This is a genomic window from Mesorhizobium sp. WSM4848 (genome assembly GCF_055811375.1).
Map to the genome: position 1 here is coordinate 33,970 of NZ_JBVVPX010000032.1, position 22,442 is coordinate 56,411.

Consider the following 22,442-nt stretch of genomic DNA (forward strand, 5'->3'; position numbering starts at 1 on the left):
CTCAGAGAAGCCAGGCCAGCGACTGGCGAAGTAATGTCGTCCCATCCTTGTGGAGCCACCGGCCATGGCTGAAGATCACGCGCTTTGGCTGAAAAGCCACGAGGCGCTCCGCGGCCGCCTTCGCCTTCTTCCGTTTGATGATCATCCGCAGGTAAATGGGGGCCTTCCCCCCAGGTGCCGTGACGCCTAAGAGGCGCGCCGCCGGCCTGATGATGAACGGCAGCTTTTCCGGCTCGAGATTCAGAACTAGATCCGTAAGCACCATAGTTCGGCTGTTCTTGTGATAGAACGCGACTTCGGTGAACCCACCGGCTCCTGGAACGACAACCTGATCGAGATCTTTCGACCAGGCTTCCGGCGCCGCAGCGGCCAGATCGTGATCGATCCTGACGCCAGCCCGGCGGACCTTCGCCCGATGGCGCAAGCCCGGAGCGGCCCAAGTCGACGCTCCCTGCACATGGTTCTGCCACTCCTTGAGGAAGGTCCAGTGTGCACTGTTTGGCGCAACCAGATGCACTATCGGACCAATCTGCTCTAGCTGCTTTCTCAGCTCAAAAGCGAACCGTGTTGGTGAATGCAGCAGGAGACCGCCGTTCCCGAGCTGGATAACCGTCATGCGCACCGGGACTGGAATGCCCATCACGCTCAGCGGTCCGCTGTCGACGATCCAGACTCCCGGAGCGACAGGCTTGGCGACATCAAGAGGAGGGTAGGTGGCGTCTTCGGGCTTCATGGTTGTGCTCCAATTCAGCTTGGAGCTGGCGCAACACGCCGTCGCAGAGGCAGGAAGCTTCACGCGCGCTGCGGCTAAGCGCCTTGATGCGGTAGGTCGAGCTAGCCTTGCAGCGTACAACTGTCGAGCAGCAGCACTTCAGATGGATTTCAGAGCGGACCTTTCTGCCTCGGATCGCTTAAAGATGATAGTGACCGCAGTCCCTTCGCCAGCACTCGACTTGACGTCGAACTGCGCCTTGGCATTCTCGGCTAACGAGCGGGCGATCAGCGCGCCAAGCTTGCCGGTCTTGGGCCATGATTCGCCCTCCGGCAGGCCGATACCATCGTCGGCAACGATGACCCGGCAGCCGTCGCCATCTACGACGCTGTGCAGCGTTATCGTGCCTCCCTCACGCCCTCGGAACGCATGCTTCAAAGCGTTGGTTAGCAGTTCGTTCACGACCAGTCCCGCAGGCATGGCAACGTTGATCGACACCGGATATGTGTCCACTTTCATGTCGAGGCGAATACCCTCTACGGCATGCGAAGTCATCACCGCGGACGCGATCTGGCTGAGATAGACGCCAAGGTCGACTTCATCCTTCTGTTCGTCGGCCGATAACGTCTGGTAGAGGATCGCCAGAGCGTCGACACGCCCGGCGAGTCTCTCAAACCGCTCCTGATCGGGCTCCGTGGCGTTGCGGGTTTCGAGACGGATCAACGCCGTGATCATCTGGAGGTTGTTCTTCACCCGATGCTGGAGTTCGCGCAGCAGCGTGTCCTTCTCGCGAACGAGCTCCTCCACCGGGCGCCCGTCATCATTTTCACCATGGGCTGACACGTCGACCAGAGCCACCAACCGGAAGCACCGCATGCCATCGTCGTCCACGATGATGTTTGAATAAACGTCAGTTATCACGGCCCTGTCCGCTTCGCGCTCCAGCCGGAAGGTGCCGACGAAATCGGTCCCCTCAACCACGGCTTCGCCAAGTGGCCGGTCCTGGTGCTGATGGAGGCCGATACCAGGGAGTGCTGCCCAATTCTGCCGGGTAAGCGCGGCCGCCGTTAGACCGGACAGTTTTTCGAATTCCGGATTGGCATAGACCACGCGCTCTTTCGCGCTCAAGTCCGAAACAGCAATCGCGATTGGCACCTGGTCGAGGAATTTTTTGAACTGATCGCTTTCCAGAGCGGTGGCAAGATCGGGTGTATCGAGCAACTGCTCAACGGCCTTCTCTGAATCCGATGTCATCTGGGGCCCGTTCTTTTCCATGAAAAGCACAGTACCAGTCATGGGCTCAACCGGCCATCGCCAAATTTAAAGCCGCGGTGAGGTTCACGAGTAGGAAGGCACGAGCCTTGTCTCGCGCAGCGGTAGAACCAAGGTGAAGCGCAGGCCATCTTGTTGATAGTCGAGTTCAACCTTGGCATCACATTGCACGGGTACCACCTTTTCTAGAAGCGCGGTGCCAAAACCCCGCCGTGTCGGCGTCTGAACCGGGGGTCCGTTGCGCTCCTGCCAGGCCAGGTTGAGCGTCTGCCCAGCACCAGAACTGCCGACTGACCAACAGACGGCAAGCTGACCTTCAGGCCGAGACAACGCCCCGAATTTCGCCGAATTGGAGGCAAGCTCATGGAGGGCCATACCGACCGGTACGGCAATGTCGGCAATGAGCGCGACGTTCGGTCCTTCAAGCCGTATGCGTGGGCTGTCGTCTGTCTCGTAATGTCGGAGTTCCCCCTCAAGAAGTTTGTTCAAAGAGGCGGTCTGCCAGTAGTCGTCCGTCAAAATTGAATGCGTTTCGGCCAGTGAGACGATCCTGGCCGAGAAATTACGCACGAACTCCTCAACGCCATCGGTTGACATGGCCGTTGCGCCCATCATGGCCCTAACATTGGCCAGCGTGTTCTTAACGCGATGATGCAGTTCCCGGATCAGCAGGTTCTGCCGCTGCGTCACTTCCTGCTTCTGTTCGATATAGGACTTGACCTCGATCTGGCGGGCGCGGGCGCGCAGAGCAGATCGCACAGAGTTGGCGAAACTCGAGGCCAGAAACGGCCGTTCAAGCACGATCAGATGACGATCGAGAAACGCAAGCCGCTTGTCGAACTCGGTGCCACGCATTGTCAGAAGCACGATTGGAAAATCTGACCACGCCGGCTGATTATCGAGCCAAGCTACAAACAGACTGCGATCGGCGCTGATCAGTGCCTCCTCGGCAACGACAAGGCAATGTGCGCGGTCCAGAAGCGGCATTGCTTCGTCGAGACTCGAGCAGATGCATGAACTGATCCGACTGGCAGCGAGGATCGAACTTGCAATCTTGCCATCACGCCCTATCGGCGCAAGCACAAGAACTTCCGGGTCCAGTGTCATCAGGACGGCTCACCTTCGAGAAGGTCGGCCTTCTTGCCCTCGAATGAAGGCACGCCCGTAAGGATGCCTCGGAAATCCTCCAGTGGCTCACCCACAGCCAATCCAGCGGCGGTGATTTTGAACTCACGAATGGTGTCTTCGTGCGGGCCTACGCGCCTTTTTACGACCGAAATAGCGCGCCTCAAGCGGCCGCCACTCTCGAAGAAGCGCAAAAGCATGACGGAATCGCAGAGATACGTCATTTCCACAGGAGCTGCCACTTGGCCAATCAATCCATGATTGGCCAAAACCAGAATTGTAACCACTCCCTTGTGATTGAGATAGGTAAGGATCTCGTGCATTTGAAGCACGAGATGCTGCTCTCCAGACATGGTGTTAAGGTAGCCGGTTAGGCTGTCGACGACGACGATCCTTGCATTTGACCGTTCTACGGCGGACTGAATGCGCGCCGACAGCTCACCAGGCGAAAGCTCCGCCGGGTCGATCTGTTCCAGCAACAATCTGCCCTCTTCGGCAAACGCCTCCAGATCCATGCCGAGGCCTGAAGCGCGCGCCATGAAGATTCGTTTTGTCTCGTCGAACAAGAGCACCAGGACGGTTTCGCCTCGGAGGAGCGCAGCATGACAATACGCGCTGGCAATCGTTGATTTTCCCACCCCGGAGGGACCCATAAGCAGGGTGCTGGTGCCGCGCCCCAAGCCTCCGCCAGCCAAGTTGTCAATTGAAGTTTCGCTTGAAGCAGGTGGGCCATACTCGACCATCTCATGCTCGGAAGCGACAAGCCTGGGAAACACGGTCAGGCCGCCCGGCCGAATGACGAAATCGTGGTAGCCACCGCGGATTTGTACCCCACGCATCTTGATGACGCGCAGCCGCCGTCGCTCTCCGCCGTACACCGGCGACAGCTGTTCCAACCTAATGACGCCGTGACTGATCGAGTGCAAATTTAGATCGTCATGTTCTGCGGTCAGGTCATCGAGCAATAGGACAGTTGCGTTGCTGAGCAGGAAAAAGCTCTTAAGTGCCAGTACTTGCCGCCGATAGCGCAACGAGCCTTGTGACAAGAGACGGATTTCGGATAGCGAATCGAACACGACACGGTCTGGCTTGAGGCGCTCGATTTCAGCCAGCGCTGATTGCACGGTCTCGCCAAGCTCGAGATCGGAAGAATGAACCAATGTCTGGAGCTGGGATGGATCGAGGCTGAGCTCTGGAGGGACAAGTTCTAGGATCTCTATGCCATCGAGGCTCAAGCCATGTCGGCTCGCGACCGAAAGCAGCTCGCGCTTACTTTCGGATAGTGTGATGTAGAGGCATCTCTCCTTGTTCTGCGCGCCATTGAGCAAAAACTGCAGCCCGAGTGTGGTCTTTCCCGAGCCGGGTCTGCCTTCGACGAGATGAGATCGGAACTTGGCGTACCCACCTCGAAGGACATAATCGAGGCCTTCAACTCCTGTGACTATCGGTGAAGCGTCGTCAGTTTCCACGTTGGCCCCTTCGGCTTGGTGAACACCCTAACGGCCAGCATTTTCAATAGTTCCGTACGCCCGATATGCCGTTCTCACGCCCGTATGTGGTCGGACGGACTATTGCGGCGGACGAAGTCGCAGTTCGCCTCCACGCGGCCCAGCCGCTCGTAGCGGCACCAAAGATGTTCAACACGTGACGCGGCAGCCGTATGGAGCCGCATTGCGATTCTGGCTACCGGAATCCGGCCGCCGACAGAGTGTACGAGTCGCTGAGCGGCCCGCTCGCCTTGAACGGCTACTTTTCATACTTCAAATCAAGAGCGGACTGTCCGTTGGGGCCCCCTTCCAGACATTTGAAGTTCGGCACCGGAGCCCTGCTCCTAGGCCGAAGCGGCTGACTAATTGGTCACCGGTCGGTTTGCTTTCTGTGTTCTCCGCATAGCGGCCCGTTGCACCAAACGACCCCCAGCCTCGAGCCGGAAAACCCTGTGATTTCAATGGAGGAAAGCTAGGGAGTAAAAAGGCGCACTCCCCAGCTTTGGAGAATAGGGGCTGACAGAGAGCAAAAAAGGCACCTTCACTACCAGCAACAGTCCCCAGCTTTCGGCCGAAAGCCAGCAGTTCTGCGGGGTTTCTGAGCCGCCAAGTCTACGCAGAGAACGTTCCGGGAGAATTGAGTGGTAGCGGGAGAGGGACTTGAACCCCCGACCCCAGGATTATGATTCCCGTGCTCTAACCAACTGAGCTACCCCGCCAGGGCGGCGAAAGGCCCGAAATCCGCCTCAAATCAGAAGGCATGTCGAAGCGTTCGCCAAGGTCGGGCGGATATAAGGTTGGGACGCCAAGCCTGTCAAGCATCGATGCAGCCGGTCTGGCGCCACACTCTATCGCATCCTGTCGCGTCGCCAAGCTTCACGATCTTGAGACGTACTTTGTGTGTCCGGGCGGACGCACGTCGCTCTGATGGCCGAAAAGCTTTGCCGGGCAGATAATTGGGCACAGAAATGCCGGGTTGAGTTCGGCGGGGCGCGCCGCTATGTCTCGGCCACGAAATTCTAGAGTTGGAATGATGAAACCGCGCATTGCAGTCCTCGGTTGCGGATACTGGGGCAGCAACCACATCCGCACCCTCAAGGCGCTCGGCGCGCTGCACGCGGTCTCGGACGTCAACCCTGCCCGCGCCGAAGGTTTCGCCAGTGAGCAGGATTGTCTGGCGATCGAGCCGGAGGCGCTGTTTGTGCGCAGCGACATCGACGCCATCGTGATGGCGCTGCCGCCGCAGTTCCACGCCGATATGGCGGTGCGCGCCGTCCAGGGCGGCAAGGACGTGCTGGTGGAGAAGCCGATCGCGCTGACGGTGGCCGATGCCGAGCGTTCGGTGAAGGCGGCGGTCGACAATGACCGCGTCTTCATGGTCGGTCATGTGCTGCGCTTTCATCCCGCCTTCGAGACGTTGAAGGCGCTGATCGACAATGGCGAGCTCGGCGAGGTCCGCTATATCCATTCGCACCGGCTCGGACTCGGCAAATTCCACACCGAAAACGATGCGCTGTGGGATCTGGCGCCGCACGATCTGTCGATGATCCTGGCCATCACCGGCACGGAACCGATCGAGGTGCGTGGCGAAGGGGCAGCGCTTCTCGACAATCTCAGCGATTTCGCGCATCTGCACATGCGCTTTCCCAACGGTCTGCGCAGCCACCTCTTCGCCTCGCGCCTCAATCCCTACCGCGAACGGCGGCTGACCGTGGTCGGCACCAAGGCGATGGCGGTGTTCGACGATGTCGAGCCGTGGGAGCGCAAGCTCGCCGTCTACCGCCACGCGGTATGGCAAGACAGCGGCCAATGGGCCTTCACCACCAACGAGCCGTCCTATGTGGCAGTGGGCGAGGGCATGCCGCTGACGCGAGAGCTCGAGCATTTCATCCAATGCATCGAGACGCGGGCAGAACCGCGTACCAGCGGCGAGGAAGCCATCAGGGTGCTGCGTATCCTGACCGCTGGCACGGTTGCCCACACCGGATCGTCTTCCTGAGAGAAGTGCGGGCTGAGAGAAAGTGCAGCTGTATCAGAGCCTGATCCATCCCGATGGAATCGGGAATGTCGTCTATTCGGCGGGAATCTGCGCCGGCCGGGCCGCCAGCCGCGTCAGCATCGCCTCGGCCTCGGCGCCGCGTTCGGAACGCTCGATGAAGCCGCCGCCGAACACGCGGGCCTCGTTGCCGTCGTCGGAATAGAGCACGCAGGCCTGGCCGGGCGCGATACCGGACTCGCCGTCGACCAGTTCCACCGAAGTGATGCCGGCGTTGTGATGCAGCACGGCCGGGCGTGGCGGGCGTGTCGAGCGGACCTTGGCGAAAAGTTCCAGCCCGGCGGCCGGGATATCTGACAGCGCAGCGTCGCCCAGCCAGTTCATGTCGCGCAAATAGATCTTGTGCGTTTCCAGCGCCTCGCGCGGGCCAACGACGACGCGGGCCCGGTCGGCGTCGAGATGGACGACGTAGAGCGGCTCGCCCGAGGCAATGCCGATGCCGCGGCGCTGACCGATCGTGTAGCGCAAAATGCCTTCATGGCGGCCGAGCACGCGGCCGTCGATATGGACGATGTCGCCCGGATTGGCAGCAGTCGGCTTCAGCTTGGCGATGATATCGGAGTACTTACCCTGCGGCACGAAGCAGATGTCCTGGCTGTCCTGCTTGGCAGCGACCGTCAGCCCCATTTCCTCGGCGATGGCGCGAACCTGCGGCTTCGACAGGCCGCCGAGCGGAAAGCGCAGGTAGTCGATCTGCGCCTGTGTGGTGGCGAACAGGAAATAGCTCTGGTCGCGGTCCGCGTCGACCGGCCGGTACAATGCGCGATGAGTGCCATTGGCGCCTGAACGGATGTAATGGCCGGTGGCCAGCGCCTCGGCGCCGAGCTCCTTGGCGGTCGCCAGGAGGTCGGCGAATTTCACCGTCTGGTTGCAGGAAACGCAAGGGATCGGCGTTTCGCCGGCCACATAGCTCTCGGCAAAAGGGTCGATCACGGCCTTGCGGAAGCGCTCCTCGTAATTGAGCACATAATGCGGAATGCCGAGCGTCTCGGAGACGCGGCGGGCGTCGTCGATGTCCTGGCCGGCGCAGCACGAGCCGGCCCGGTGCGTTGCCGCGCCATGGTCGTAGAGCTGCAGTGTGACCCCGACGACATCATAGCCTTCATGCTTCAAAAGGCCGGCAACGACCGACGAATCGACGCCGCCCGACATGGCGACAACGATGCGGGTATCTTCGGGGCGTCCGGGAAGATCGAGGCTGTTCATGGTTCTTTCGTTCTGCACGGCGCTCTGGATGAGGGCGCCCTGGATGACGGCGCTTGAATGCCAATGGCCGGAATATAGGTCAAGCTTTCCGGCTGCGCCAGCTTCGCGAACCGGCCGATTTTTTTACCACGGATTCGGCGCTTGCTGGGCAGATGCCTCAAATGCCGACGAAAAGACTAACGCGGCGTTCATGATCCTTACCTAGCTATTAGGGTTCGCTTAGGCAATTTTTAAAGCTGTGGCGGTAATGTGGTGGGGATTGGGTCTTTGAGTTTTTAGTAGAGAGTACGATGACCGATCTTGTTAGACCGCGCGTCAAATATGTTATCGGGCCTGACGGCAGCCCCCTTACGATTGCCGATCTGCCGCCGACGAACACACGTCGCTGGGTTATCCGGCGCAAGGCGGAAGTGGTGGCGGCGGTACGGGGCGGGCTGCTGAGCCTCGAAGAGGCATGCCAGCGCTACAAGCTGACCACCGAGGAATTCCTGTCCTGGCAAGCGTCGATCGACGAATATGGCCTTGCCGGGCTGCGCACGACGCGCATCCAGCAATATCGGCATTAGGGCTGGTTCAAGGAAGTCAAAAAGGCGCGACATCCGCGCCCTTTTTGCGTGTGCGCCGGCCTGCCGCGTGGTGCGCAAGCACCGTTTGGCCTGGGCGACTTGTTTCGACCGTCACGTCGCCCCTCATTGCCCTGCCGGGCATTTCTCCCCGTAATCGGGGAGAAAGAAGCTGGCCGCAGCCTTGGCGCTCTTTCTGCGACGCTGGAAATTGGCGAAATCGTTGATGGCGGCGTCCTTCTCCCCGTTCACGTGGAGAAGATGGCGGCAGCCAGATGAGGGGCGGCGCGCCGCTTGCAAGATGGTTCCAGATGAGCAACGCCCTGATCGCTGGGTGCTGATCGCTGGGTGTTGACCGCCCTTAAAGCCTGTTTTCAGCCGATCATGGCGCTGCGGCCGCTGGTCTCGGCGTCGCGGATCTTGGTGTCGCGTGATTCGAGCATTTCGGCTTTGGAAAGCTCCGCTTCGGCTTCGCCGAGCAGTGATTCGGCAACGCTACGCTGCTGGGCGAGGTCGCTTTGCGAATTCCTGAGGTTGTCGCGGCGCAGGCGCGCTGCCTTGGCGAAGGTCGGGTAGGCAAAATGGTTGATGTCGGTGATGCCGGCTTTCTTTTCTTCGGCACTGATCTGGAGTTCCAGTTCGACAGCCATGCGCTCGAATTCGGCGATCATCATGTCGAGTTGCAGCAACTGCCGCCGCTTCTCGTTCACCTGAAACTGCTTCAGCCGAACGAGGTTTTCACGTGACTTCATGATTCGGTACTCCTGGAAACGCACACCTGCACATATCGTCTAATCCGCCTGGCAAACTCAGGCTTCGTCCCGCTTCCACCGACTTTACCAGAACTATGGGAAACAAATTCCTAAAGTTTTTTACCGGCGGTAACCATTCGTTTACGGGCATTGTTAATCATACGGCTCAGGACTTAAGGCCGGGTAAAAATTCAGGCTCTCGATGCGGAAGCACGGCCAGCGAGTCCCTGGAGTCACTTAGTCCGGCTTATTAATGTTTAGCATTAGCGGTTTGGTTCTGTGATTTACTATTAGATTCAACAAGGTGTAGAAAGGGGTTAAAAAATCTGTTACCGTCAACGGCACGGAATTAGGTTTTGTTAACCATTCGATGGCAGCCTCTGCTCAGGCAATCACTGCTCCGGTCCTGGACGGGTCGTGAAATGGTCCGGCAGCAGAAAAGGGGAATGAAATGCGTGTTCTGCTGATAGAAGATGACAGTGCGACCGCACAAAGCATCGAGCTGATGCTGAAATCGGAAAGTTTCAATGTCTATACGACCGATCTTGGCGAAGAAGGGGTCGATCTAGGCAAGCTGTACGACTACGACATCATCCTTCTCGATCTCAATCTCCCTGACATGTCGGGGTACGAGGTGTTGAGAACACTTCGCCTTTCCAAAGTGAAGACGCCGATCCTTATCCTCTCCGGCATGGCCGGCATCGAGGACAAGGTACGTGGCCTCGGCTTCGGCGCAGACGACTATATGACCAAGCCGTTCCACAAGGACGAACTGGTCGCCCGCATCCACGCTATCGTGCGGCGCTCCAAGGGCCATGCCCAGTCGGTCATCACCACCGGCGACCTGGTGGTCAACCTTGATGCCAAGACCGTTGAGGTCGGTGGCCAGCGCGTGCATCTGACCGGCAAGGAATACCAGATGCTGGAGCTGCTCTCGCTGCGCAAAGGCACCACGCTGACGAAGGAAATGTTCCTCAACCACCTTTACGGCGGCATGGACGAACCGGAACTGAAGATCATCGACGTCTTCATCTGCAAGCTGCGCAAGAAGCTCGACGCTGCTTCCGGCGGCCAGAACTACATCGAGACGGTTTGGGGTCGCGGCTACGTGCTGCGCGAGCCGGAAGACATCCGCGTCAGCGCCTGAGCTGACGACGCCGATCCGATCGATTTTTCCGACAAAAATCCGGCTTCGGCCGGATTTTGCGTTTTTATGTCATGTCGCAGATATTGGAGCGCCGATTTCCGCGGCCATGCGCCACCGGTGGCGAATCAGGCGGCAAATCTCAAGGTGCGGAAGCGCTCGAGAAGTTGCGGCCGAGTGAACGGCTTCAGCAGATAGCCTTGGGCGCCGGCGCGCTTTGCCCGCATGATCGAAGCGACGTCGACCTCAACCAGCGAAATCAGGATCTGGGGCGGTATCGGACTTTCCATGGCGCGTACGCGGCGGATGACGTCTTCGGCCTGCATGTCCTGCAAGGCGCCGTCGACAATGATGATATCCGGCATGTCGGCAGTGCACATCTCAACCGCATCAAGCCCGCTGGCAGCTTCGATGACCAGTATGTCGGAACCACCCAGGATGCGCTTTGCAACCCTCCTGATGACGCTCGAATCGTCGATGAACATGCAGCGTTTCATTTCCGGGCCCTCTTTGCCATGTGGCAATCCGGCAGCGTCGCGGTCCTGGAAGGCACCGTAGGGTCAATCCGGTAAAGAAGCTGAAAAGCCAATAGGTAAAATTCTTGCAAGAACAGCTTTTGCGGAAACTTCTTTACCGATGCTTCGGCCGATCTAGCCTTGGGGGTTAATTTCCTTCGGCCGTGATGTCGCGGTAAATATTGTCTGAACAACGCTCGTCTGTTCGTTTCAATCAGCTTGGTAGTTCAAGCAGCCGAGAGGACGATTTCTTCCGCGGTCGCGTGGATCGATATCGTCATGTTCGCCTCGCGCGCCAAAAGCAGTGTGTAGTAGGGCTGCACCGAATGAGCGTCGATCGGTTCTTCAGGTTTGTTGCCGGAATGGAGCTCCAGGAATTTGGGCGGCACGCGCAGCATCGGACCGCTCGCGGCGAGCGCAAAGCGTGGTTCCGTGTCGAGGTTTTCAAGCGTGACCGTAAGCTTGCCGCCACGCGGAATGGCAGCGTTGGCGACGAGAATGAGGTTGAGCAGCAGCTTTACCTTGTTCTTGGGCAGCAGCGCACGGGTTCCGTTCCAGATCAGTTCCGGCTTCTCGTTCTTCAAGAAGGCGATCGCAACGGCCTCGGCATCCCCGGTGTCGATCATCATGCCGGCAGAACCGGCTGCGCCGAAGGCGATGCGGGCGAATTGCAGGCGGGCCGAAGCGTTTCTGGCGCTCTGGCGAATCAATTTCATGGCGTCTTCGTCGGCGCCGCCTTCGTCGAGCAGCTCAAGCCCGTTGTTTATGGCGCCGACCGGCGAAATGATGTCGTGGCAGACCCGGCTGCACAAAAGCGCGGCGAGATCGGGTGCGGAAAGGGTGAAAAGCTCGGCCATCGGCGAAAGTCCCTGCAAATTTTCACTGGAAATGGCCGGGCGATCAATGATCACTCCTGTCCACACGAATCACGCTCGCTCTCCCAAGGCCTACTGAATACACAGCGCCTGAGCGTGCAGCAACAAATCCGGAATTGTCTTATCGAAAATGGTGTGTTCACGCAGGGTGCGATACTGCGGAGCGACGCGAAACCAGCTCGAAACCAGCCTCTAACCGCCATCTTCATGTGAAAGTTTAATGGTTGAAAAAGGATTACGTCATAGTTTGTCCATAACAGTCATCCTTAACGGCCGCCAAAGAGCCGCACGGATGCGAGGCGTCGGCGAAAGTGCTCCCTGACGGAGATTGGAAGCATGTTTTCCCGATACTACGACCGGAGTTTTTTCCGTGTCTTCTCAATGGCGATCGCTCTCATGGGCCTTGTCGCCTTTTCAACCTCGCCTTCGCGGGCCCAGGAATACACCGCTCAGGAGATCGTCGATTCCGGTCATAAATTCTTCGGTGCTACGTCGGGCGGGCTCGCCACCGTCGTGGAGAAGATTTTCTCCTCCTATGGCCTGCCCAATGGCTATTTGCTTGGCGAGGAGGGCTCGGGCGCCCTGATCGGTGGCCTGACCTATGGTGAAGGCACACTCTACACCAAGAATGCCGGCGATCACAAAGTGTTCTGGCAGGGTCCGTCGCTCGGCTGGGATTTTGGCGGCGAGGGCTCGCGGGTGATGATGCTGGTCTATAATCTCGACGATGTGAACAGCCTCTACAATCGTTTCGGCGGCCTTGCCGGCTCCGCCTACCTCGTGGCTGGCGTCGGCTTCAACGTGATGAAGAACAACAATGTGCTGCTGGTGCCGATCCGTACCGGCGTCGGCGCCCGACTTGGCGTCAATCTCGGCTACCTCAAGCTTACCCAGCGCGCCACCTGGAATCCATTCTGAGCAAGCGGTTGCCTCGTCACCGCGATTGTTTCCAGGATCGACGGTCTGAACATTGCTGCGGCAGACCCTTGCCGCGGCACTGGAATTCCGTCATGCGAACGTGGCACAGTCGCTTACGGTTGTTTGCCGTTCATAACGGATAGTCACCTTGGTTCAGTCGGTCCTGTTCTTTGTCCTCGGCTTTCTCTGCGCCGGCTTTCTGGCGCTGATGATTGCCCCGGCCATCTGGCGGCGGGCCGTGATGCTGACGCGTAAACGCATCGAGGGCTCGATGCCGCTGACGCTGGCCGAGATCCAGGCGGAGAAGGATCGCATCCGCGCCGAGTTCGCCATGGCGACGCGTCGGCTTGAGATGAGCGTCAAGGCGTTGCGCGAGAAATCGGCCGAACAGCTTGTTGAGATCGGCCGTGGCCGCGAAGCACTGAAGGAACTGGCGCTCGAGCGGAAGGACAAGGAACAGGCCCTTTCCGCGCTCGAGGCCAAGGGCGAAGACCTTCGGCAGCGCAAAGACCAGTTGCAGCTTTTGTCGGATCGGCTTGCTCAAACCGAGCATGCCCTGGAAAAGCGTGTGATCGAGCTGAAAAAACTGGAGCACATGTATGACGACGCCAGCTTTTCTTCCAGCAGCCGTCAGATCGAACTTGTGGCGCGCGAATCCGAATTGCAAAAGCTGGCCGATGACATTTCAGTGCTGCGCGGCCAGCGCAAGGAGGCGGACAGGCGCCAACAGGAGATCGCGGCCGAGAGCAAGGCCGCGCGAGACGCGTTGAAAGCCGAGAAGAAAAGGACCGGCGAACTGGACAAGAAGATCGAGCGCCTGCTCGCCACGCTTGCCGATCGCGAGGACAAGCTTGAACGCCGCGAAAAGGAAATCGCGCGGCTTCGCGAAAAGCTGAAGAGCGAAAGCGTGGAAAACGCGTCGGCGGCGGTGCGTCTCGTCGGAGCGCAAGGCAGTCAGGCCGATGTGGCCGTCAAGGGCGATATCGAAAAAGCTATCGCCAAGCTCGACAGCGACCGGGAGCAGTTGGAGGCGAGATTGATGGCACTGGCCAGCGAGAACAACAGGCTGAAAACGGATCTTGCCGCCTACGCGGCATCCAAACCCGAAGGCGCCAGCGCTGCGTTGCGTGAGCAGATGAGCGACCTGGCGGCGCAGGTCGTCGCCCTGACGGCGAAGCTCGACGGGCCGGAATCGCCGATCGCAAAGGTTCTTGCGGCACCCAACCAACCGGGAAGCGGTGAACGCAGCCTTGCCGATCGCGTGCGGGCGCTGCAGAAGGCCGAATCGGCGCATTGAGCCCAGGCAGTGATGCTGACTTCTGCGGCTCAGGTCCTGCTTGCCGAGAAATGATGTAAGGCGATGGCTGACGCGGCGGCGACATTCAGGCTGTCGAAGCCTTCTGTCATATCGATCCGCACCGTCCGCAGCCGGGCGAGCAGCATCTCGGGCAGGCCTTCGCCTTCAGTGCCGAGATAGAGTGCCAGTCGTTCGGTCCTTTTCGCGTCGCGGATGTCGGTTTGCCCGCGCGGCGACAACGCGAATTGACCGAAGCCCAGCCGGTCGAGCGCCGCGATGAAGCCGACAGTCTCAGTAAAGGAGGCAAAAGGAATTTTCAGCGCGGCGCCGACCGAAACGCGGATCGCCTTGCGGTACAGAGGATCGCAGCAGGTCGCGTCCAGAAACACGGCATCGGCGCCGAAGGCGGCGGCGTTGCGAAAGATCGAGCCCATATTGTCATGGTTTGCGATTCCGACCAGCACGACGATCAACGCGCTGGCGGGCAGGGTATCCAGCAAGGCCTCTGCAGGCTGCGCCTCGCCCTTGCGGCCGATCGCCAATATGCCGCGATGCATGTGAAAGCCGGCAATCCTGTCCATGACCTCGCTGGCCGCCACGTAGACCGGAAGGTCCGCGGGCGCCTTGCGCAGGGTTGCGTCGAGGCCTGCCAGCCGGTTTTCGAGTACCAGCACCGATTCGGCGGTAAAGCGTTTGGCCGCGAGCAGCATTTCGAGCACCACCTTGCCTTCGGCAACGAAACGACCTTGCCGCCCGGCAAGATCGCGCTCGCGAATGTCGAGATAGGCGGCGACGCGCGGGTCTTGCGGGTCGTCGATACGAATGCTGCGCATGCTTGCCTCAACTGACCGCATCGGCCCGATCGCGGTGGGGCGCTCGGACCAATTCTTATCTTATGCATGCTGCCGGCTTTGGGCGACATGCATTGGCCGGTCAAGTCCCGGAGCGACGCGGGCGGTATGCCATCTGCGGTAGCTCACCCTCGCCAAAAATCTCGTGCAGCGTGTTGAGAAGTTCGCGCACGGCATCGGATTTACAGGAATAGTAGATCATCTGCCGGTCGCGCCGGGTCTCGACGAGATCGAGCGCCCGCAGTTTGGCCAGATGCTGTGACAGGGCGGACTGGCTGAGCAGAACCTTTTCGGCGATAGCGCCGACCGACATTTCACCGTCGGCCAGGTAGATCATGATCAAAAGTCGTTTCTCGTTGCCCATCAGCGTCAGAAACGAAGCCGCTGATTCGGCATTGGCGATTAGCTTTTTCGAGACCATCGATCCCCCATACCTTCCTGCTCCTCCGGCGCTATGGGGGCAATAGCGTCTGATTCCATAGGCTCACTTGCGAATGTGCGCTGGCGATTCAACGCTACCGGGAAAGCGTAGAACATCTAGCTCAAACCTCAAGACTTGCTTTCGACCCGACGCGATTAACTGTCGGACTGTGTTTAATCCGCCACTCGGCCGGTTTTTGCCATGTCGACCAGAACATGCCTGAGCTCGCGCGCCGTCCTCAATGGCTCGGGAAAGAACACCCGGCAGACATCGTCGCCCAATGCCAGGTCCATGCCGTCGGCGTCAAAGCCGGTGACGAGCCAGCCGTCGCCCGCCGCCTTGGCGAAGTGGCGCGCGTAGACGGCAATTGCGTCGCTATGATCGGCATTCATATGGTCGAGGGCGGATTGTTCGCCAGCGGCAAGCTCGTCGACGATCGGCGCGGTCGTGACCAGATCGGCGCGTTCGAGCAGGTAGGCCTTGCCAAAGCCGCCGTTGAGGCTGGCGCGCTCCAGCTCGAGGCGGAAGATCGAGAAGTCGCCAAGACCGGCATAGAGCTTCGCCTTGGGGTTGCGGTTGAGATAGCGCCGTTCGGCGCGGGCGTGCTCGTCGGATCCACGCTCAAGCCGTGCCGCCCGACAGACGAGCGTCAACCGTGGGTGCGCCAGCGGGTCGCCCTTGCCGGGCTCGCCGACAAGCAGCGAACAGCGCGGGTCGGCAAGGATCGCGCCGGTATGGGCGGACAGCATCGATACAAGGATCAGCGGCGTGCCGTCGATATCGGTGGCGACACCAACCCTGCTGGCCAGCGGCGAACCGGTCCCGGGCTCGATCACCGCCAGCGCGCCGAAACGGGCGCTGCGCATCAACGTCTTCGCCAGCCTGATCGCTTCGGCGTCGGTCTCGCGGATCACGTCCTTCTTTCGATCGTTCAAATCCACACCGTCTTAAGCTGATCCTTGCTCTCCAGTTATCAACGTATCACACCGGATTTGACAAGGGCCTCAGTTTCGCTTTCCGAAAGGCCGAAGCGTGCCAGCACGGTCGCCGCCTGACAATCGTGATCGGGCGGCATGGCGGCAAGCGTCGGCCGGGAGCGCGAAAAGCGCGGCGCCGGGGCGGGCCGCTCAAGCGCACCCGACATCACAAAGGCGTTGCGAGCGCGATTGTGCGGATGATCCCTGGCTTCCCGCAGCGACAAGACCGGTGCGACGCAAGCATCGGTCGCAGCAAACAGACGGTCCCAGTCGTCCCGTGTCTTCTGCCCGACCCGGTCGACAATGGCGGCCCGCATCTGCGGCCACAAATTCCTGTCGTATTGGCCGCGTACAAAAATTTGGTCGAGCGGCAGCAGTCTTGCGAATTCGGCGAAGAACCGGGGCTCAAGGCAGCCGACGGCGACGTGCCGTGCGTCCGCGGTCTCATAGGTGTCGTAAAAGGGCGCGCCGGAATCGAGCAGGTTCGCGCCACGCGTGTCACTCCACAGGCCCGCCGCCATCAGGGCGTGCACAGGTGTCGCCAGCATAGAAGCGCCCTCGGTCATCGCGGCGTCGATCACCTGACCCTTGCCGGAGCGCGAGCGCTCAAACAGGGCGGCCAGTGCGCCGGCGACCAGCATCATGGCGCCGCCGCCGTAGTCGGCGACAAGGTTGAGCGGTGGGACTGGCCGGACTCCTTGCTGGCCGATGGCATGCAGCACACCCGAATAGGCGAGGTAGGTGATGTCGTGGCCGGCACGTCCCGATAGCGGACCGTCCTGGCCGAACCCCGTCATGCGGCCGTAGATCAGGGCCGGATTGCGCGCCAGTACCGCATCGGGCCCGAGACCAAGCCGCTCCATGACATCGGGACGAAACCCTTCGACCAGCATGTCGGCCTTTTCGGCAAGGCGCAGCACCAGTTCGGCGCCTTCCCCGCGCTTCAGGTCAATCCGCAGGATGGAGCGGCCGTGACAGTCGATGTCGTATTCGTCCGGTAGCGCCAGAAACGGCTGGCTTGACCCAGCCGGCTCGATGCGCAGCACCTCGGCGCCCATTTCCGACAGCATCAGGCCGGCCAGAGGCACCGGTCCAAGCCCGGCCATCTCAATCACCGTCAGGCCGGCGAGCGGGCCGGTCTTCGCCTGAAGGGCGACTTCGGCACTCATGGTCGGCTACTTCGGCGCCATGCGGATGGCGCCATCGAGGCGAATGGTCTCGCCGTTGAGCATCTGGTTTTCGATGATGTGCAACGCAAGGGCTGCATATTCGGAAGGCTCGCCGAGACGGGACGGGAAGGGCACCGCGGCGCCCAGCGAATCCTGCACCTCTTGCGGCATACCGGCCATCATCGGCGTCTTGAAGATGCCGGGCGCGATGGTGCAGACGCGAATGCCCGACCGGGCAAGGTCGCGCGCCACCGGCAGCGTCATGCCGACGACGCCGCCTTTGGAGGCCGAGTAGGCCGCCTGGCCGATTTGACCGTCATAGGCGGCGACCGATGCCGTGTTGACTATGACGCCGCGCTCGCCGCCGTCCAGCGGCTCAAGCTTAGCGGCCTGGTCGGCGACGAGGCGGATCATGTTGAAGGTGCCGATCAAGTTGACCTCGATCACCTTGCGGTATTGGTCGAGCGGGTGCGGACCGTCCTTGCCGATCGTCTTCATGCCGATGGCGATGCCGGCGCAATTGACCAGAATACGGGGTTCGCCGAACTTTTTTACCACTTCCGCCACTGAAGCAGCACCGCCGTCGGCGCTGCTTACGTCGCATTGGATAGCGATGCCGCCGATATCGGCGGCAATCTTCGCCGCGCGCTCGATACCGAGATCGAGGATGGCAACGCCGGCGCCCTTTGCGGCCAGTGCACGTGCCGTCGCTTCGCCGAGGCCGGAGCCGCCGCCGGTGACAATTGCAATCTGGCCGTTCGGGTTCATGTCGGCGTCCTCCATCCAAAGCGCGTCGAATTGAAACAGGCTCAAATCGACGCGCTTTAAATCTCTATCTTATGCATGCGCATGATCCTTTCCGAAATCGATTCCGATTTTCGGGGTCATGCGCTGATCGGCCACATGCTACGAAGCTCGACAGGAGGGCGCAACAGCACTCGGTTTGTCACTCCATCGCGGCGATTTGCGCGGCAATCCTTGCCTGATCGGCGTGGCAAACCTCCCCCACCAGCCGTGCCATCGCGCCCGGCACGATCTCATGCGACAAAAGCCGGTCAGGATCGACCGGGCGCGGCATGGAGATTTGCCCACGCGGGATTCTCTTGAAGCCGAGCGGGCCGTAATAGGGCTCGTCGCCGACAAGCATTACGGCCGGCATGCCGGCCTTGGCGGCGGCCTCCAGCGCGATCGCCACCAGCCGGCGGCCAATGCCAAGATTTTTGTAGGCCGGCCGCACGGCAAGCGGTCCGAGCATCAGCGCGCGGCCGGCGCCGGCCGCGATGCGCGTCATGCGCACAGAGGCGACAACGATATCGCCATCGACGGCCACGAAGGACAGATCCCGTTCATGCGGGCCGCCCTCACGGATCTTGTAGGCGCCCAGCACGAAACGGCCCGGCCCGAAGGCTTCGTCGTTGATGGCTTCGATTTCGGGGTCTTGCGCCGGAGTTTCCGGCAGGTATTTCACGTCGGCAAGGCTCATGGTCTTTGCGTTCCGGTAGACGGGGAAAGGTTGCTGCAAACGGCAGCGTTCGCCAGTCAGCGCTTCATCAAGCGCGGGCGCCCTTTCGTCGTCGGTCAAACCGGATCAAAGCAAAGTCAAACATGCGGATTTTCCGCTAGCACCAATCTTCAGCCACTGCAATCGGCCGTTTGCTTGCCGCCCTTCGGTTGCCGCCTTCCTTTGCCGCCTTGGCGATTGACGAACTGTTCAACGCCTGGCGATTTCCGCATCGTCGGTTTGTGCCTACATCCCTACAAAGAGGAAAGGACATCGCATGGGATTGCTGGTCGACGGCAAATGGCAGGACAGCGGGTACGACACCAAGGCGAGCGACGGTGAATTCGTGCGGGCGCAGTCGCAATGGCGCGATTGGGTCACGGTTGACGGCAGGCCGGCCGAAGGCCGCACGCGCGGCTTCAAGGCGGAGCCGGGCCGCTACCATCTCTATGTCTCGCTTGCGTGTCCCTGGGCGCACCGGACGCTGATCGTTCGGGCACTGAAAAAACTCGAGGACGTGATTTCCCTCTCGGTCGTCCATCATTTCATGGGCGCCAACGGCTGGACCTTCCTGGCCGAGGACGGCGCCACCGGCGATACGCTCTACGGCCTCGACTTCCTGCACCAGATCTATACCAAGGCCGATCCCGCCTTTTCCGGCCGCGTGACGGTGCCGGTTCTGTGGGACAGGCGAGAACAGACAATCGTCTCAAATGAGTCCTCCGAGATCATTCGGATGCTCAATTCAGCCTTCGACGAATGGGGCGATGCCAGCCTCGATTTCTATCCGAAAGCACTGCACGGCGAAATCGACGCGGTCAATGCTCTGGTCTATCCCTCAGTCAACGACGGCGTCTATCGCGCCGGCTTCGCCACCACGCAAGCGGCCTATGAGAAAGCGTTCGGCGAACTGTTCTCGGCGCTCGACCAGCTCGAGGATCGCCTGTCTCGCCAGCGTTATCTCGTCGGTGACCGCATCACCGAGGCCGATTGGCGGCTGTTCACCACGCTGGTCCGCTTCGACCCGGTCTATGTCGGCCATTTCAAGTGCAACCTGCGCCGCATCGCCGACTATCCAAACCTGTCGAACTATCTGCGCGACCTCTACCAGGTCCCGGGCGTCGCCGGCACGGTGAGCCTGCACCACATCAAGGCGCACTATTACGGCAGCCACGAAACGATCAACCCGACGCACATCGTGCCGGTCGGGCCGGAACTGCACTACGCCGCGCCGCATGATCGGGCGAGGTTCAGGAAGGCAGCGTGATCTACCAGTAAGGCGATGCCGCCGCGCCGCCAAAAATCTCGTCAATCCGCCGCAACGTGGCCGGCGTGGTTCCTTCCGGCAGGCGGTCGAGCGGAAAGAAACCGGCTGCGGCGATCTCGCGGTCCGGCAGCTTCGGCGCCGTTTGATCGAACTGCTCGACCAAATAGAGGCCGACATGGTCGCGGCGGCTGGCCCGACGGTTGAAATGCATCGATTTCAGCACCGGTGGCGCGGTCAACGCAATATTGCCCTCCTCGGAGAGCTCGCGCGCCAACGCCTCGATCATCGTCTCGCCCAGCTCGACGCCACCGCCGGGAAGCTGCCAGCCCGGTACATAGGTATGGCGAATGAGGAAGACGGAATTGGAGGTGCGATCGTGGATCAAGCCACGCACCCCGAGCGTCATCGGCCGCCGCAGCACGAAATACAGATGAAACAGCCTTGCCCTGAGACCCGGCCAGCCGGTCTGGCGGAAAGCTTGCTCCGGATCGGGCCGCATCATCACCCACGAAACCGTGGGTGGAAAGCAGCGCGCGCGTCGCTTATGAAGGAGGGATGTTCAGGCTCGCACATATTTCCGATATCCACTTAGGACCGCTTCCCGGTGTAACCTATCGCGATCTCGCCTCCAAGCGGGTGGTCGGTTACGTCAACTGGCAGCGCAATCGCCGCCGCCACATGCGCGACGCCGTCATCGACACCATCGTCGCCGATATCAAGGCGAGCGCACCCGATCACCTTGCCGTCACCGGCGATCTGGTCAATCTGGCTCTCGATGGCGAGATCGAGATGGGCAAGCACTGGCTGGAGACGCTGGGCTCTCCCGACGATGTGTCGGTCGTTCCGGGAAACCACGACGCCTATGTGCCTGGAGCTTTCGACAAGTCCTGCCGGTCGTGGACGGCGTGGATGACCGGCGACGGCGTCAATACGCCGGTCGACCGCGAAGCCTTTCCCTATCTGCGCGTGCGTGGCAACGTCGCGCTGATCGGTGTCACGACGGCGCGGGCGACGGCTCCGTTCATGGCCAACGGCTTTTTTCTGGAAGACCAGGCGGAAAGGCTGCGCGACGTGCTCGATGCCACGGCCAAACGCGGGCTGTTCCGGGTGATCATGATCCACCATCCGCCGGTACGCGGCGCCGTTTCGCAGCCCAAGCGGCTGTTCGGCATTGCCCGCTTCCAAAAAGTCGTTCAGCGGCACGGGGCCGAGCTTGTGCTGCACGGCCATTCGCACGAGCCGACGCTGTTCTCGATCAATGGGCGCGGCGCCAAAATTCCGGTGGTCGGCGTCGCTGCCGCAGGGCAGGCGCCAGGCGGCAGGCGTCCAGCGGCGCAATATAATCTGCTGGAGATCGATGGTGAAACAGGCAATTGGCGGCTCAGGCTGACGCGACGTGGCCTGACCGGGCCGGCCATCCCGCCAGCCGATCTGGAGGTTGTGGAGCTTGGCGCGGACGCTATGGCCTAGAGCCTGTTCCATCCCGATGGAATCGGGATGGGGCTCTATCTTTTTGTTTGACCATGATCTTTTCCGAAAACCGGTTTCCACTTTTCGCTACGCGGACCTTCGGTTCAGGATCATGGTCCAAAACTCAGTCCCATCGCAACGAGGCGGTCCCAGAACAACACGATCGATACAGCCAACCCGACCAGGGCGCCGGCGGCGATCAGGCCGAGACCGGAGAGAAAGGTTGACCAACGCTTGCGGCGCGTGGCGGCCCGCAGCGGCGGCTCGGCCTCCGGGACCAAGGCACGTTTCAGGCCGGCGACAGCCTGCTCGACCCCGCCTTCCAGCATTCTCTGGCGTTCGACGACGCGCTCCGCGACGTAGCGCGTCACCTGATCGGCAACCGGTTTCATCTCGGTCGATTCGGCGAGCACTACCCGGCCGATGCGCGTGTCCTTGAGGAAGCGATAGGTGCGGCGGTCGCGTCCCATGGCGACATGGCTGACGGCGTCGATCCAGAGGCGCGGCTGCAGCCCGGACGAGACGGCGAAGTCGAAATTGTCCATGTCGGCGGGCACGTCGGCGAAGATCGGCGCGAGTTCGGCGGCAAGCAACTCGAGCCGCATGCGATGAGCTTCGCGCATGTCGACCACGACGTCGTCGCGGTCGGCGAAGGCGTTTTTCACGTCGCGGATGGCGTCGGACAATTTTCGCGACTGATCGGCCTGGCTTATGTTCTCGGCTGCATCCTTCATCGGCGTTGCCTCGCGGGTTTGGTTAACACCGAATTAACATAGTCGCTGGCAAAATGCAGCAAAATGCACTTGCGAGATCGATAGGCGGCTTGCAAAATCCGGCCCGAAGCCGCGCTTTGACAGGGACGGA

The 22,442-nt window shown here is 60.7% G+C and carries 23 protein-coding genes and 1 tRNA gene; 7 read left to right on the forward strand and 17 right to left on the reverse strand.

All coding sequences use genetic code 11. The features are described 5' to 3' along the window. Nucleotide 1: 1 nt before the first annotated feature. From AC0L16_RS24975 to AC0L16_RS24995, 5 genes are all read right to left on the reverse strand, one after another. Nucleotides 2-733, reverse strand: a complete 732-nt coding sequence (locus tag AC0L16_RS24975; protein WP_473623908.1) for a DUF4336 domain-containing protein — start codon at nucleotides 731-733, stop codon at nucleotides 2-4. Between the two features lie 138 nt (nucleotides 734-871). Continuing rightward, nucleotides 872-1,966: a sensor histidine kinase gene (locus tag AC0L16_RS24980; protein ID WP_473623965.1), complete on the reverse strand. Its 1,095-nt coding sequence runs from the start codon at nucleotides 1,964-1,966 to the stop codon at nucleotides 872-874. Between the two features lie 84 nt (nucleotides 1,967-2,050). Further along, nucleotides 2,051-3,091, reverse strand: coding sequence for a sensor histidine kinase (locus AC0L16_RS24985; RefSeq protein ID WP_473623909.1), 1,041 nt, complete (start codon nucleotides 3,089-3,091; stop codon nucleotides 2,051-2,053). Beyond that, nucleotides 3,091-4,578 (reverse strand): ATPase domain-containing protein, encoded by a 1,488-nt coding sequence (locus AC0L16_RS24990; protein WP_473623910.1) that lies wholly within the window; start codon nucleotides 4,576-4,578, stop codon nucleotides 3,091-3,093. The genes AC0L16_RS24985 and AC0L16_RS24990 overlap by 1 nt, the downstream gene beginning before the upstream one ends. Nucleotides 4,579-5,238: 660 nt before the next feature. Beyond that, nucleotides 5,239-5,315 (reverse strand) — tRNA-Met (locus AC0L16_RS24995). A gap of 314 nt (nucleotides 5,316-5,629) precedes the next feature. Here AC0L16_RS24995 and AC0L16_RS25000 point away from each other — a divergent pair. Beyond that, nucleotides 5,630-6,595 (forward strand): Gfo/Idh/MocA family protein, encoded by a 966-nt coding sequence (locus tag AC0L16_RS25000; RefSeq protein ID WP_473623911.1) that lies wholly within the window; start codon nucleotides 5,630-5,632, stop codon nucleotides 6,593-6,595. A 72-nt stretch (nucleotides 6,596-6,667) separates the two neighbouring features. Here the strand turns inward: AC0L16_RS25000 and mnmA are convergent, their stop codons facing one another. Then, nucleotides 6,668-7,858, reverse strand: a complete 1,191-nt coding sequence (gene mnmA / locus AC0L16_RS25005; protein ID WP_473623912.1) for a tRNA 2-thiouridine(34) synthase MnmA — start codon at nucleotides 7,856-7,858, stop codon at nucleotides 6,668-6,670. A 290-nt stretch (nucleotides 7,859-8,148) separates the two neighbouring features. Between mnmA and sciP the strand changes: the two genes are divergently transcribed. Beyond that, nucleotides 8,149-8,424: a CtrA inhibitor SciP gene (gene sciP, locus AC0L16_RS25010; RefSeq protein ID WP_006203587.1), complete on the forward strand. Its 276-nt coding sequence runs from the start codon at nucleotides 8,149-8,151 to the stop codon at nucleotides 8,422-8,424. A 371-nt stretch (nucleotides 8,425-8,795) separates the two neighbouring features. Here the strand turns inward: sciP and AC0L16_RS25015 are convergent, their stop codons facing one another. After that, nucleotides 8,796-9,173 carry a flagellar export protein FliJ gene (locus tag AC0L16_RS25015; RefSeq protein ID WP_473623914.1) on the reverse strand — a complete coding sequence of 126 codons (378 nt, stop codon included), beginning with the start codon at nucleotides 9,171-9,173 and terminating at the stop codon, nucleotides 8,796-8,798. Between the two features lie 451 nt (nucleotides 9,174-9,624). Between AC0L16_RS25015 and ctrA the strand changes: the two genes are divergently transcribed. Further along, nucleotides 9,625-10,320: a response regulator transcription factor CtrA gene (gene ctrA, locus AC0L16_RS25020; RefSeq protein ID WP_006203583.1), complete on the forward strand. Its 696-nt coding sequence runs from the start codon at nucleotides 9,625-9,627 to the stop codon at nucleotides 10,318-10,320. Between the two features lie 125 nt (nucleotides 10,321-10,445). On the opposite strand, the gene AC0L16_RS25025 is transcribed toward ctrA, so the two are convergent. Both AC0L16_RS25025 and chpT read right to left on the reverse strand, forming a co-directional pair. After that, nucleotides 10,446-10,814, reverse strand: coding sequence for a response regulator (locus tag AC0L16_RS25025; protein ID WP_473623915.1), 369 nt, complete (start codon nucleotides 10,812-10,814; stop codon nucleotides 10,446-10,448). Nucleotides 10,815-11,059: 245 nt separating this feature from the next. Further along, the gene (chpT, locus tag AC0L16_RS25030; protein ID WP_077380165.1) at nucleotides 11,060-11,689 is read right to left on the reverse strand and encodes a histidine phosphotransferase ChpT; all 630 of its coding nucleotides are present in this window, start codon (nucleotides 11,687-11,689) and stop codon (nucleotides 11,060-11,062) included. Between the two features lie 354 nt (nucleotides 11,690-12,043). Between chpT and AC0L16_RS25035 the strand changes: the two genes are divergently transcribed. Together AC0L16_RS25035 and AC0L16_RS25040 are read left to right on the forward strand one after the other, a co-directional pair. Beyond that, complete coding sequence (locus tag AC0L16_RS25035) at nucleotides 12,044-12,625, forward strand: DUF1134 domain-containing protein (protein WP_473623917.1); 582 nt, start codon at nucleotides 12,044-12,046, stop codon at nucleotides 12,623-12,625. Between the two features lie 148 nt (nucleotides 12,626-12,773). Then, nucleotides 12,774-13,922 carry a coiled-coil domain-containing protein gene (locus AC0L16_RS25040; protein WP_473623918.1) on the forward strand — a complete coding sequence of 383 codons (1,149 nt, stop codon included), beginning with the start codon at nucleotides 12,774-12,776 and terminating at the stop codon, nucleotides 13,920-13,922. 29 nt (nucleotides 13,923-13,951) lie between these two features. Here the strand turns inward: AC0L16_RS25040 and AC0L16_RS25045 are convergent, their stop codons facing one another. The 6 genes from AC0L16_RS25045 to AC0L16_RS25070 form a co-directional block, all read right to left on the reverse strand. After that, nucleotides 13,952-14,755, reverse strand: a complete 804-nt coding sequence (locus tag AC0L16_RS25045) for a TrmH family RNA methyltransferase (protein ID WP_473623919.1) — start codon at nucleotides 14,753-14,755, stop codon at nucleotides 13,952-13,954. Nucleotides 14,756-14,855: 100 nt separating this feature from the next. Beyond that, complete coding sequence (locus AC0L16_RS25050; protein WP_473623921.1) at nucleotides 14,856-15,194, reverse strand: ArsR/SmtB family transcription factor; 339 nt, start codon at nucleotides 15,192-15,194, stop codon at nucleotides 14,856-14,858. A 173-nt stretch (nucleotides 15,195-15,367) separates the two neighbouring features. Then, on the reverse strand, nucleotides 15,368-16,129 hold the full coding sequence (locus tag AC0L16_RS25055; protein WP_473623922.1) for a HugZ family pyridoxamine 5'-phosphate oxidase: 762 nt from the start codon (nucleotides 16,127-16,129) through the stop codon (nucleotides 15,368-15,370). Between the two features lie 38 nt (nucleotides 16,130-16,167). Next, nucleotides 16,168-17,340 carry a CaiB/BaiF CoA transferase family protein gene (locus tag AC0L16_RS25060; RefSeq protein WP_473623924.1) on the reverse strand — a complete coding sequence of 391 codons (1,173 nt, stop codon included), beginning with the start codon at nucleotides 17,338-17,340 and terminating at the stop codon, nucleotides 16,168-16,170. A gap of 6 nt (nucleotides 17,341-17,346) precedes the next feature. Then, nucleotides 17,347-18,108: a 3-hydroxyacyl-CoA dehydrogenase gene (locus tag AC0L16_RS25065; RefSeq protein ID WP_473623967.1), complete on the reverse strand. Its 762-nt coding sequence runs from the start codon at nucleotides 18,106-18,108 to the stop codon at nucleotides 17,347-17,349. 178 nt (nucleotides 18,109-18,286) lie between these two features. Next, complete coding sequence (locus tag AC0L16_RS25070; RefSeq protein WP_473623925.1) at nucleotides 18,287-18,823, reverse strand: GNAT family N-acetyltransferase; 537 nt, start codon at nucleotides 18,821-18,823, stop codon at nucleotides 18,287-18,289. 295 nt (nucleotides 18,824-19,118) lie between these two features. Here AC0L16_RS25070 and AC0L16_RS25075 point away from each other — a divergent pair, with 295 nt between their 5' ends. Then, nucleotides 19,119-20,108 carry a glutathione S-transferase family protein gene (locus AC0L16_RS25075; RefSeq protein ID WP_473623927.1) on the forward strand — a complete coding sequence of 330 codons (990 nt, stop codon included), beginning with the start codon at nucleotides 19,119-19,121 and terminating at the stop codon, nucleotides 20,106-20,108. A gap of 1 nt (nucleotide 20,109) precedes the next feature. Here AC0L16_RS25075 and AC0L16_RS25080 read toward each other — a convergent pair whose 3' ends face one another. Beyond that, nucleotides 20,110-20,610, reverse strand: coding sequence for an NUDIX domain-containing protein (locus AC0L16_RS25080; RefSeq protein ID WP_473623928.1), 501 nt, complete (start codon nucleotides 20,608-20,610; stop codon nucleotides 20,110-20,112). A 53-nt stretch (nucleotides 20,611-20,663) separates the two neighbouring features. On the opposite strand from AC0L16_RS25080, the gene AC0L16_RS25085 reads away from it, so the two are divergent. Continuing rightward, on the forward strand, nucleotides 20,664-21,578 hold the full coding sequence (locus AC0L16_RS25085; protein WP_473623929.1) for a metallophosphoesterase family protein: 915 nt from the start codon (nucleotides 20,664-20,666) through the stop codon (nucleotides 21,576-21,578). Between the two features lie 110 nt (nucleotides 21,579-21,688). On the opposite strand, the gene AC0L16_RS25090 is transcribed toward AC0L16_RS25085, so the two are convergent. Further along, a complete protein-coding gene (locus AC0L16_RS25090) occupies nucleotides 21,689-22,312 on the reverse strand; it encodes a hypothetical protein (protein WP_473623930.1) in 624 nt (207 codons plus the stop codon). Nucleotides 22,313-22,442 lie beyond the last annotated feature (130 nt).